The organism is Bartonella sp. AA89HNZF (assembly GCF_042196905.1).
GTDB lineage: Bacteria > Pseudomonadota > Alphaproteobacteria > Rhizobiales > Rhizobiaceae > Bartonella.
The window spans coordinates 1-12,466 of record NZ_JBHIRD010000011.1 but is presented as its reverse complement, the minus strand read 5'-3'; the positions used below and the strand labels follow the sequence as shown (position 1 = coordinate 12,466).

Here is a 12,466-nt window from a genome sequence, read left to right as displayed (position 1 = left end):
AAATATTTAATAATGCTCAATCTAATTTGGGCTCAATCCAATCAGGAATATGATCACATCCCATTAATTGCGCATAATCAAGACGTGGACGAATAACTGCATAACGCATATCTTGAACGAGAACTTCAGGGACCAGAAGTCTGCTATTATAAGTACTCGCCATCACGGCACCATAAGCCCCAGCTTGCGTAATTGCCAAAAGATCACTGGGTGCCAAAATTGGCAAGCAACGATCTAATGCTAAATAATCACCAGTCTCACAAACAGAACCCACAATATCTGCACGAATAAGGGAGGCGTCTTTTGCTGCTTGTTTCACAAGGACGACATTCTGCCAAGCATCATAAAGCGTTGGACGCATCAGATCATTCATCGCCGCATCCACAATAACAAAATTCCGCCCTTGCCCCTTTTTTAAATAGAGAACAGAGGTTACCAACACACCAGCTTGACCCACAATGCTCCGCCCCGGCTCCACCACAATATTAATCCCTAAAGGAGCAATATGCTTCTTTACCAGCGCGGCATAATCAAAAGGGGAGGGTACGGTATGTTGTTCACAACCATAGGCAATACCAAGCCCGCCACCAATATCTATATGCGTTATTGCATAACCATCACTCCACAATTGACGCACCAAATCTACGATAATAATAAACGCCTCCTCAAACGGCTTTAAATCACAAATTTGACTGCCAATATGCATATCAATACCGCAAACCTGCAATCCAGGCAAAGAGGACGCTCTTTTATAAGCCTCTCTTGCCAACAACAAGGGAATACCAAATTTATTTTCAGATTTTCCTGTTGTAATTTTCTTATGGGTCTTTGCATCAACATCTGGATTAATACGCAATGAAACACGTGCTATTTTTGAAAGTGCAACAGCGCGTTGCGATAACTGTTCAAGTTCCGGCTCTGATTCAACATTAAAACAATAAATATTCTGAGAAAGAGCAAAATCTATCTCTCTCACGGTTTTACCAACCCCAGAATAAACAATACAATGCGCCGGAATACCAACAGCAAGAGCACGCCGTAATTCACCTTCTGAGACCACATCAGCTCCCGCTCCATTGTTAGCTAAAAGCCGCAAAACTGCTTGATTAGAATTCGCTTTAACCGCATAAGCAATCAGACTGGGCATCCCTTGAAATGCTCTTTGATAGTCCTTAAAATGTGTAACCAATGCATTGGCTGAATAACAGTAAAAAGGAGTTCCCACCTCCTGTGCAAGCGTAGCAAGTGAACACCCCTCAGCATAAAGTATACCTTGATGATAGGAGAAAAAATCCACACTTGCCTCCTACTTTATCAAACGATCAAGAATAAAAGGTTTATCATCTTCACTTTTAGCAACAGATGTTCCCTGCCTAGGTTTTTCCACACTTGTAGGAGGCATCTCCAATGATCCTTTACGCCCACACCCAACGACACCAAAGCCCCCAAAAAGGACAACCATCAACCCCTTTATTATAACTTTCATTAGTCCTCTTTCCTCATCTTGCTTTCTTTTTTACTTTTAAAATACAATTATTCAAGCGCTCACGAGACGCTTTTTCCAATATGCAATTTGCCGAAGAACCTCTGAAGGTGCTGTTCCCCCAAAGCTTTTACGACTTTCAACAGATTTTTCAACGGTCAAAACATCAAAAAGTGTCGCATTGACATCAGGACAAATTGCTTGAAGTTCATCTAATGATAAATCATGAAGGCGACACTTTTTTCTTTCTGCCAATGCCACAGCACGCCCTGTTATGTAATGTGCTTCACGAAAAGGAATCCCTAATTCACGGACAAGCCAATCAGCAAAATCCGTAGCTGTTGCATACCCTAAATCCGCTGCTTGTTTCATGGCTTTTTTATTCACTTTCAAATCAGCAATCATCCCTGTCATTGCTGCGAGTGATAATTTCAAACTCAAAGCCCCATCAAATACATATTCTTTATCTTCTTGCATATCCTTTGAATAAGCAAGCGGTAATCCTTTCATCACCGTTAACAATCCCATAAGCGAACCATTCAATCGACCTGCTTTCGCTCGTACTAACTCTGCCGCATCCGGATTTCTCTTTTGTGGCATAATAGACGAACCCGTTGAAAAGGCATCTGACAAATGAATAAAACAAAACTGTTCACTTGACCAAAGAATTATTTCTTCCGCCAAACGCGAAAGATGCATCGCACAAAGAGCACCAGCACTTAAAAACTCCAATGCAAAGTCACGATCAGACACACTATCAATTGAATTGCGTGTAGGTTCCCGAAAGCCTAGTGCTTGTGCTGTCATAAAGCGATCAATCGGAAAACTTGTTCCTGCCAAAGCAGCAGCCCCTAAAGGCGATTCATTCATTCGCTCAAGAGCATCACGCATTCGCGATAAATCTCGACCGAACATTTCAACATAAGCCATCATATAATGGCCCAATGTTACAGGTTGGGCTAATTGTAAATGCGTAAAGCCCGGCATAAAGGTATCAACATGTTGTTCTGCGCGAATAAGTAATTGCTCTATCAATCCTTTTAAAGCTTGTGCTATCTTTTGCGTTGCTTCACGTACCCACAAGCGAAAATCAACAGCAACTTGATCATTGCGTGAACGCGCCGTATGCAAACGCCCTGCTACAGAACCTATCAATTCACTCAACCGCGCTTCAATATTCATATGAATATCTTCAAGCTTTCGTGAAAAAACAAATTTACCGTCTTCAATTTCTTGGCGAATAAGTTTCAAACCATGAACAATTTTTTCATAATCTGATTGTGAAATGATTTTCGTTTGCGCTAACATAGCCGCATGAGAAAGAGAACCTTCAATATCTTGTCGATAAAGTTTTTGATCAAAATCAATAGAGGCATTAATTTCTTCCATAATTGCAGCAGGACCTGCCGTAAACCGACCACCCCATATTTGGTTCTTTAACTTCTCATCTGTCATATTCTGAAAACACCCATCCAAAGGACAAAATTATGATTTTTCAAATTTTCATCAGCGAAAAAAACAATAAAAAAAGGCAACTCTCCCTTGCATTCTTTATCATTGCATTGAGTTTATACGCAACCATAAACTACGATACTAAAAGAGAGTTTTTTCTTTTCAATTTCATTTCAGCAGCACAAGCACAAGAAATAAACACTGATAAAGCACGAGCAGAAAAAATGATGGCGATACGAAAAGCAGCAAAAGGCTTTTTTAGCCACATACGATTTGCTGATACACCCTCGGATATGAATAAACTCTCTTTCAAGGATATTCTAGGAAAAGAGCGTACACTCAGCGAATTTACCGGAAAACCAATGCTGGTCAATCTATGGGCTATTTGGTGTGCACCTTGCCGCACAGAAATGCCCGAACTTGCGCAATTAAAACGTGAATTAGGTGGAGAAAACTTTGATGTCATAGCGATTAATATCGATAAAACTGCTTCTCCTGAAAAAATTCAGCAATTTTTACGAGATATTCATTCAGATAATTTGCTTTACTATCGCGATGAAACAATGGATATTTTCAATAATGTTAGAAAACAGGGGCTTGCTTTAGGACTCCCCATTACATTGCTCATTGATAAAGAGGGATATCTCATTGCTTCCTTCAATGGTGCAGCTCCATGGGCCAATGACGATGCCAAAACACTTATAAAAGCAGTGATTAAAGAAGCCCTATAACTTTAATAACCGCGTCTTTTTAAACGTTGTATAACAAGATCCAGTGCTGACAAAAAAGCAGAACGGTCTTTACGAGAAAAAGGACGGGGACCACCTATTATACTGCCCTGTCCACGCAAATCTTCCATCAAATTGCGCATCGCCAAAGCCTGACCAATTGAATTTACATCAAAAATACGCCCCGTTGGCGAAAGACAAAAACCCCCAGCTTGCACAACCCTTGCTGCTAAAGGAATATCACTGGTAATAACGATACTCGCCTCATGCACATGTTCTACGATCCAATCATCAGCACCATTGAATTCACCAGCAACGACTACTCTCTCAATGAGCGCTTCATCTGGAAGGAACAAAGAACGATTTGCCACAACAAATGTCTTAAGCTGATAACGATTCATCACACGATAAACTTCATCTTTTACGGGACAAGCATCCGCATCAACCAACAAAGTAATGGCAAGTTTTATTCCTCTATCTATCTTTTGATTTTCGTACGATCTACTGTTTTTTTCATTCATCGAAGAGAGCGCCAATAGTTACGATAAAACATTATTGCGGCGTTTATTTCACCTCCCAAAATAAAAATTGCGCTTAAGATGTAAAGAAAAATAATGGCAACCATAATAGATGCTAACCCCGCATAGGTTGAAATATAATCAAACATCGTCAAATATTGTGCAAAAGCAAGAGAAGCCATAAACCATACAAACATTGTCACCACGATTCCTGGTAAAATATCTATAAATTTCCGCTGTCCTGCTGGAAGCCATTTATGAACAATCAAAAGACTGATAAACAAAATAACGACTGCAACTGTATAACGCCATAAACGAATAACACCAATGTATTCAGTCATAAAAAAAGAATGATTTTGCATAATTTTGGTCAGCAAAGGCGCCAGAATCAATAAAAAGCTAATCATAACAAGACCAAAAGCTCCAAGGATTACAAAAAACAGACTTTGAAAACGACAAAACAACAAACTCCGTCGATCAGTAACACGGTAAGCTTTATTTAAAGCCGTACGCAAAGCCTCTATCCCATTAGAAGCAAAATAAGCCGCTCCAATGACAGAAAGCGTCAACACACCTCCTCGATGAATGGTTAAAACATTGACAATTTCCTGAGATAAAGGCTCTGCAATAACATCAGGCAATAACTGCACCAGTGCTTTAATTTTTTGCGGTGTATAGGTAAAAGCACCTAGAAAACGAGCAAAAGATGTTCCAAAAATAAAAAAAGGGAAAAATGCTAAAAGCCCCGATAGCGCAACATGGCTTGCAAAAGCACTCCCATTATCACGCCAATAATGACTTACTGCGTCACCAAAAATACGATAGCTATACCAAAAGATATTTTTTAACAAAACTCAATACTTTCTGGTAAAACTCTTCCTCAGTCTATTTCAAGTTTTATAAAAATCATCAAAACTCTGCAAATAAACATTTTGCAATGTTGCAATATAAAGGTCAATAATCAATACGGTCAAGCCCGACTTTATACCAAAACAAAAACAATAACCCACTCTATGAAGTTCTACAACGACTTCATTTTTTTGTTACTTCTACAGATCAGTAACCTCTTCTGTACATCACATGCCCTATAGAGAACTAAGCAAGATGATCGTGCACACATAAAACCTTTTGAAGTCATGGTTATCTGTATCGAAGCAATCGCCACTCTTTTTTATTGCAATCTATGACTGAATAAAGAAAAAACTTCTTATCGATTTCTAGAAAAAACCAACGAAATTCAACAACCCCCCTTGCTTTTATTCACCCTTTTTTAGAAACACTCTGACGTCCAAAATCAGGAGCATCAATTTCCTGTCCGGCATCAATAATATTGCGACGTACAGCACGCGTACGCGTAAAAAAATTAAACAGTGTTTCACCATCCCCTAAACGAATTGCCTGTTCTAAAAAAGCAAGCCCTTCACTAAAACGACCCAACATTTCTAAAATAGCATCTTTATTATGCAAACAAATATCCCGCCACATAACGGGATCAGAAGAGGCCAAACGCGTAAAATCACGAAAACCAGAAGCAGAATAAGCAATCACTTCTGAATTTGTTACTTTTTCTAAATCACTCGCTGTCCCAACAGTATTATACGCAATTAAATGTGGTAAATGCGAAACAATAGCCAAAACAAGATCATGATGCTTAGGCTCCATCTTTTTGACACGCGCACCACAAGCTTCCCAAAACGCTGTTAATTGTGCGACAGCAGCAACATCGCTATCTGCAAAAGGCGTTAAAATACACCAGCGATTGATAAACAAATCAGCAAAACCAGCGTCTGGACCTGAATATTCCGTTCCAGCAATAGGATGCCCTGGAATAAAATGAACCGTTTTGGGCAATAAAGGTGCCATTTCTGTAATAACCAATTCTTTTGTAGAACCAACATCACTTACAATCGCCCCAAGTTTTAAATGATCACGAATGGTTTTTGCCACTTCTGCACTAGCCCCAACAGGAACAGAAAGAATAACCAAATCTGCTCCTTCAACAGCTTTTGCATTATCTGTCGTATAAAAGTCCCCAAGCTCCAATTCACGCGCTCTTTTCAGGGTTTCTGTACGACGTGTTGCAATAGAAATCTGAGCTGCAAGATTTTTCTTTTTAATCACTCTTGCTAAAGAAGACCCAATCAGACCGATCCCAATGAGTGCTATTTTTTCAAACTGAATATGGAGCATCTTTCACCTTCAAAGATTCTTTGCAAATGGCAATAAAGACAATCGTAAAATCACAATTTTCTTGTTTGTTTGTTCACGAGTTATGCGTAAAATATTAAAAAATGACAACTAGGAAATAAAGAATAACGCAATTTACCAATTATCATCTGCACAAGCTGACAACAGATCACTTTACCTAGAAAACACATAAAAAATAAATGACGAGAAATCTAACATCACGCTCTAAAGCTCCCTCTTAATTACTGATCAAAGCGCATCACCGAAACAAAATAAAATGCACTCTCAATTAGGATAATAACGACTCTACATAAAATCCCATCAGTTTACTTTATCTTACTAATTTACTCACAAAAAAACACATCAAAAGCGTAAGCAGACACTAACTCTTCTCCAATTATCCCGATACGTTCATTAATTTGTACATTAGACCTATATAAAAACGTATTACGCCTCCACCTACAACATCAACATAAGTTTCGCGAATATTGAAAACACCGTAAAACAACGCATACCAACAGATACCATTAAAAACATTTTCCTCTCCCGATTCCGGATACCATAAATCAAATAAATATGAGAAAAACACGCCCTCTCAATAAAGAAAAAGTTTGATAACAAAAACACCGAATATCCCTTTAATGGAATCACACCCCTCACGTAAAATAGAACGCCCTTAACAGAATAAATTTGGATTACAAATTCATGGGTTTGTTTTAAAAGGCATCTCGCTCCCTAGCCTATCTCACGACAGTGTTCATAAATGTTATAACTATAATCTATTAAGCACGACCCTCTTCACACTTAATAAAACACTATCATTATATTTTCCTACCCCCAATGTTGCAAAAAACCTTGGAATTTGAGAGCATTCATAAGAGGCATTTTTAGTGCTTTCTTGTACAGTTTTTATCCACACGCCCCCCCACTTATGATGTGCAAAAGACATTGTTCTGATTGATTCAATATGAAAAATAATAAACTATTAATAATAAACAATGGCTAGCTCTGTTTATGAGACACATTCATTGCTAAGATTATCATCTCTGTATCAAACATAAAAGTTTCCCCATAGGTGCTGTCGTTTTCATCATAATCTATTTTGACTTTCTCCTCATCCCAAGAAAATTCTTAATTCATACCGATCTGCAAACAATTCATTTTCTTGTCTAAAAGATTCCTCTAGCTCACTATTTTATGTGATTCAATTAATCTATAATACATTGATTTATAAATATAATTATTGTTTTCAGTTTAAATCATAACTTCGAATACTGTAAAATTCTTCCATCACAAACCCTCTTATCAATTAAAATCTCTTGTCTACACGTCACAAGAAGACATGTGAGCAAAATGATGAAAAACGCTCTCTAATGCTAAAAACTGTAGCAACATTAGAGACTAGCAAAGTATATAATGAGTGTCGACTTGCACTTTTATTAAGCGTAAAGATAAAGTTGCTCTATGGGTTTTATATTCTTCACAAGGAACTTTACTTCTACACCATTCATAAACACCGACGCGAAATAGATATGACGCGCATTGAAAAATATTTCTAAGAAAGCGTATGAATCTACCATACAAGTGTCTTCTTTTGTTTGAGACACTCTGTTTTACATGGGGGTGTTACTCCATTAAGACTCTATGAACCAACCTAATATTCACCACATCCCCACACAAAAAACACCGAATGCGTAAAATTTCACCTGAGCCTTATATTACTAACCTAAAGAACAGTGTTTTGCGGCACAATAAGATAATAAAACTGTATCAAGATTGTCTTTTGAAGGAAAGTTTTTATCAAACTTTAAAGCTCTTAAAACGCCTCCTCAAAAATAGCGTTCCTTTAACCTCTACCTGATAACGCAAAAGCTGTAATTGCTGAAAATGCTTCTGTATTGTATTTAAAATAAAAAATCATAATATTTTTAAAACACTAAGCAGCCATCTGGCGTCGTGCAATAATTGTAAGCCCTAACAAAACTTGACGAATGATAGCTTCACCCAAAAGCGGATTTTTACGGCTGTCTAAAACAGCACTCTGAATTCTTTCCATCGCATAAGAAATTTGTTCTAACTTCCAATATTTTAAAGCTTGTTCAACGGTTTTTTTCCGTTGAAAAAAAATAGGAGGACGTGCTTGAGAAACCACCGTAAAAGGCGATTTTCCTTCAATCTCTACCTGATAACGCAAGAGCTGTAATTGCTGAAAATGCCTCTGTGCTGTACTTAAAATAAAAAAAAGCGTCCCATGCAATGCTGCATGTCGGTTAAAATGCGCTTCAAAGCCTGATATATCGCCCAATAAAAGAGCATCAATGACTTCATCTTGAGAAAGAACACTTACATCACTTACAACAGCTTTCACATCTTCAAGAGTAATATGAACATTTTCAGCGTAAAGACAAAGCTTCTCTAATTCACCGCGAGACACAAGACGATCCGCCCCTAAACTTTCATGCAACCATCTACGTGCATCCAAAGAAAGAGTCTTCTTAAACTGTCCTAAAACCTCATCAATTAAACTGTCAAGAGAACGCATATCATCAGCAAAACAAGGCAAAGCCATTGCTTTTGACGCTGTTTCAACAACATTGCGCAACCCTGTTCCTTTTTTTAAATCTCCTGCCTCAATGAGAATAAAACAAGCTTCTGGTGGCTTCTCAATTAAAAGCTTTAAAGCAGCAAGAAAACCTTTTTGGTTAGCCGCATTAGAGATCCATATCAAACGATCTCCCCCAAAAAGCGATAACGTACGCGCTTCATTTTCCAAACGTGCAGGATCTTTATCAATTTCACCAGCATCCAAACGAACTGTTGAAAATGGATCTTCTATTGCCACCCGTGTAAGCTTAGCAAAATGTTGTGCACGCTCACAAATCAGTCCACGATCCGTTCCATAAATGAGAACAATAGGAAAAGCACGTGAAAAACGCGTTAGAAATTGATCAACTTCATGTGCTTTTTTCTGAGCCACATTATTAACCTATTAACAGTTCATCATCATCAAGAACTTCCCCGCGAACTTTCTGAAACATGCCAATTAAATCATTGACATCCAAGCCCTTACGCTCTTCATGACAGACATCCAAAATCACTTTTCCACCATGCAACATCAAGGTACGATTGCCATAATCAAGAGCCTGACGCATAGAATGAGTCACCATGATAGTCGTTAATTTTTTCTCTTCAACGATTTTTTCAGTCAATCGCATCACAAAATCAGCCATTCCAGGATCAAGTGCTGAGGTATGTTCATCAAGCAATAAAACATCCGCATGTGCTAATGTTGCCATCACAAGACAAACTGCTTGGCGTTGCCCACCTGATAAACTATCCATAGGATTATGAATATATGCTTCAAGACCAATGCCTAATTGAGCAATTTTTTCTCGAAAAAGTTGCCGTTTTTCATGATTTAAAGCTGAACGCAAACCACGACGACTTCCTCGAAGAGCAGCAAGAGCCAAATTTTCTTCAATTGTTAAAGAACCACAACTTCCCTCTAAGGAATCTTGAAAAACACAAGCAATCTTTCCCGCACGTTCACTGACTGATTGCCTAGAAACATTTTGTCCATTAATAACGACTCTTCCTGTCGAGGGAAGCGTTGCACCTGCCAAAACACTAAGCAAAGTGGATTTACCAGCACCATTTGAACCAATAACCGTAACAAAACTACCCTGCTCAATTTTGAGGTTAATATCAATTAAAGCCTGTTTTTCCAAAGGCGTTTGCGGTTTAAATGTGACCCCAACATGAAACAACTCAATCACGTTTACGCCTCCTCCAATAACGTGGCACAATAAGAGTTAAAACAACCAACAGCGAAGTAATCAACTGAAGATCTGTCGATGTATCAATACCAATGCCATTTGCTTCAAATGCAAATTGCACCGCTACACGATAAAGCACAGACCCTACAATACAGCTGATTATAATCCAAAAAATATTGCGCGTACGAAAGAGAGTTTCACCGATAATCACGGCTGCCAATCCAAAAACAATTGTTCCAATTCCACCAGTAATATCTGTTGCAATCGCAGTTTGAATATAAAGAGAACCACCAAGTGCCACACAGGCATTAGAAAGCCCCATTCCAAAATATATCAATGCTGATGTATGGACACCTTGCGCCGTCGCCATGCGTGGATTAGCGCCCATTGCACGCATAGCAAGACCAATTTCACTTTCCAAAAAGCGCCAAATCAAAAACGCCATAACGAGCAATACAATACCAACGAAAAGAGGACGCACAAAAATATCAGACAAACCAAACAGATTATAAAAGGGCGTTAACGCCGTATCAGCAAGTGCTAAATTAACATTAGACCCTCCCATAATTCCCATAATACGAAGATTAACTGTATAAAGTGCTGACATTGTTAAAATAGAAGCTAAAAGATTCAAAATGCCAAAACGCAAATTCAATAGAGCTGTTAATAAACCAGCCGCCATACCTGCACAAAAAGCGCATGCCATAGCTGTCCATGCGTTAAAACCTAAGAGAATCAAAACACCACAGACACAGGAACCAAGAAGAAACGAGCCATCAACCGTTAAATCAGGAAAATCTAAAACCCGAAATGAAAGATAAACCCCTATAGCAACAAACGCATAAATAAGGCCTAATTCCACAGCGCCAGAAAACGCAAATATATTCATGTAAAGACAATCCCCATGAAAACTTAACGTATTTTTATTGTATCAACACTCTATCAATAAAAGTTATTGAATCACTTTTGTTGCACGATCAATAACTGCCTGCGGAATAACAATCCCTGCTTTTTTAGCTGCTTTCAAATCAATTCGAATGTCATTATTAGCCGCCTGCACAACATCAATATCACCAGGCTTTTCACCCTTTAGAATACGTACAACCAATTTCCCAGCATCAACCCCTACATCATAGAAATTCACACCTTGCGTCATAAAAGGCCCGCGCCCGATAGTATTAGCATCAACAGTAAATACAGGCATATTGGCTTCCTCTGAGACCTTTATTGCACCTTCTAAAACAGATAAAATCGTATTATCAGCAGGAACAAAAATAATATCGACCTTACCGATTAAAGCGCGTGTTGCTGCCTGAACATCTGAAGGTTTTGGTGCCGATGAAGGAATGATTTCAATTCCTGCTTTTTTTGCTACATCCTTTAATACCTTAAGTGTCGAAACAGAATTTGCCTCAGAAGCATTATAAAGGTAACCAATTTTTTTCAAATCTGGTTTTACTTCTTGTAAAAGTCTAACACTTTCTGCAACATCTATACGATCCGAACTCCCTGTCATATTACCGCCAGGTTTGGTAAGCGAAGAAACGATTTTAGCTCCGATAGGATCAGAAATTGCTGCAAAGACGATAGGAATTGTTTTTGTTGCCGCAAGCATCGTTTGTGCTGAAGGCGTGGTAATTGCGACAATAACATCGGGTTTATCACCAACAAATTTACGTGCAATTTGCGTTGCTGTTGAAATATTACCCTGCGCTGATAAAAAGGTAAGGTGAAAATTTTCACCTTGCTTATAACCATTTGCTGCAAGCACATCTTCCACACCTTTACGAACAGCATCCGCAGCAGGATGGACCATAATTTGCGTTATTGCAACTTTAACGTGTTTAACTTGGTCATCGGCCTTTGCAACACTGTTCATCATAAAAACAGTTGCAATGATAATCCCTAATATATTTATTCTCTTCAACATTATACTCCACCCCTCTCCATGCAAAAATTAAAAAAGGAATAATTTATTACTGAAGAATTTTCTAAAATCAATCTTTATTTCATTTTATTTAAACATGGACAAAATAAATCAAACTAAAATGATATTTTTTTGTTGCAATTCGTAGAAGCCTACGCCATACAGACAAGACATATATCGAATCGGTAAGCGGGTGTAGCTCAGGGGTAGAGCACAACCTTGCCAAGGTTGGGGTCGTGGGTTCGAATCCCATCGCCCGCTCCATTGAATTTTGTATTTATTCGTTCTTGTGTGGAGTTATAGCTTGTCATCGGTTGTTGTAGCTTGCCAGCGGTTTTTGTATATTTTGCCACTAGGTTTTGTACCAATTTATTTTTTCTCAAAGAGTTTTTAAG

General features: G+C 38.4%; 11 protein-coding genes and 1 tRNA gene. 2 read left to right on the top strand and 10 right to left on the bottom strand.

The features are described 5' to 3' along the window. Positions 1–16: 16 nt before the first annotated feature. Genes lysA through argH form a run of 3 tightly spaced genes read right to left on the bottom strand, consistent with a single transcriptional unit; the run spans position 17 to position 2,938 of the window. Positions 17–1,297, bottom strand: a complete 1,281-nt coding sequence (gene lysA, locus ACFIN0_RS06200) for a diaminopimelate decarboxylase (RefSeq protein ID WP_375702138.1) — start codon at positions 1,295–1,297, stop codon at positions 17–19. Positions 1,298–1,306: 9 nt separating this feature from the next. Further along, a complete protein-coding gene (locus ACFIN0_RS06195; RefSeq protein WP_375609955.1) occupies positions 1,307–1,486 on the bottom strand; it encodes an LPS translocon maturation chaperone LptM in 180 nt (59 codons plus the stop codon). A gap of 51 nt (positions 1,487–1,537) precedes the next feature. Next, entirely contained in the window at positions 1,538–2,938 is a 1,401-nt protein-coding gene (gene argH, locus ACFIN0_RS06190; RefSeq protein ID WP_375702137.1) for an argininosuccinate lyase, read from the bottom strand. Positions 2,939–2,970: 32 nt separating this feature from the next. On the opposite strand from argH, the gene ACFIN0_RS06185 reads away from it, so the two are divergent. Continuing rightward, positions 2,971–3,666 carry a TlpA disulfide reductase family protein gene (locus tag ACFIN0_RS06185; protein ID WP_375609957.1) on the top strand — a complete coding sequence of 232 codons (696 nt, stop codon included), beginning with the start codon at positions 2,971–2,973 and terminating at the stop codon, positions 3,664–3,666. Between the two features lie 2 nt (positions 3,667–3,668). Here the strand turns inward: ACFIN0_RS06185 and ACFIN0_RS06180 are convergent, their stop codons facing one another. From ACFIN0_RS06180 to ACFIN0_RS06150, 7 genes are all read right to left on the bottom strand, one after another. After that, on the bottom strand, positions 3,669–4,184 hold the full coding sequence (locus ACFIN0_RS06180) for a YaiI/YqxD family protein (protein ID WP_375606049.1): 516 nt from the start codon (positions 4,182–4,184) through the stop codon (positions 3,669–3,671). Beyond that, entirely contained in the window at positions 4,181–5,032 is an 852-nt protein-coding gene (locus ACFIN0_RS06175; RefSeq protein WP_375702136.1) for a YihY/virulence factor BrkB family protein, read from the bottom strand. Before ACFIN0_RS06175 ends, ACFIN0_RS06180 begins: the two co-directional genes overlap by 4 nt. Before the next feature lie 409 nt (positions 5,033–5,441). Next, positions 5,442–6,371, bottom strand: coding sequence for a prephenate/arogenate dehydrogenase family protein (locus ACFIN0_RS06170; RefSeq protein WP_375606051.1), 930 nt, complete (start codon positions 6,369–6,371; stop codon positions 5,442–5,444). 1,933 nt (positions 6,372–8,304) lie between these two features. Then, complete coding sequence (gene holA, locus ACFIN0_RS06165) at positions 8,305–9,345, bottom strand: DNA polymerase III subunit delta (protein WP_375702135.1); 1,041 nt, start codon at positions 9,343–9,345, stop codon at positions 8,305–8,307. 4 nt (positions 9,346–9,349) lie between these two features. Further along, positions 9,350–10,144 carry an ABC transporter ATP-binding protein gene (locus ACFIN0_RS06160; protein WP_375609960.1) on the bottom strand — a complete coding sequence of 265 codons (795 nt, stop codon included), beginning with the start codon at positions 10,142–10,144 and terminating at the stop codon, positions 9,350–9,352. Beyond that, entirely contained in the window at positions 10,137–11,033 is an 897-nt protein-coding gene (locus ACFIN0_RS06155; protein WP_375609961.1) for an ABC transporter permease, read from the bottom strand. The genes ACFIN0_RS06160 and ACFIN0_RS06155 overlap by 8 nt, the downstream gene beginning before the upstream one ends. A 63-nt stretch (positions 11,034–11,096) precedes the next feature. Continuing rightward, positions 11,097–12,074, bottom strand: a complete 978-nt coding sequence (locus ACFIN0_RS06150) for an ABC transporter substrate-binding protein (RefSeq protein WP_375609962.1) — start codon at positions 12,072–12,074, stop codon at positions 11,097–11,099. Between the two features lie 186 nt (positions 12,075–12,260). On the opposite strand from ACFIN0_RS06150, the gene ACFIN0_RS06145 reads away from it, so the two are divergent. Continuing rightward, positions 12,261–12,335: transfer RNA gene (locus ACFIN0_RS06145), tRNA-Gly, on the top strand. Positions 12,336–12,466 lie beyond the last annotated feature (131 nt).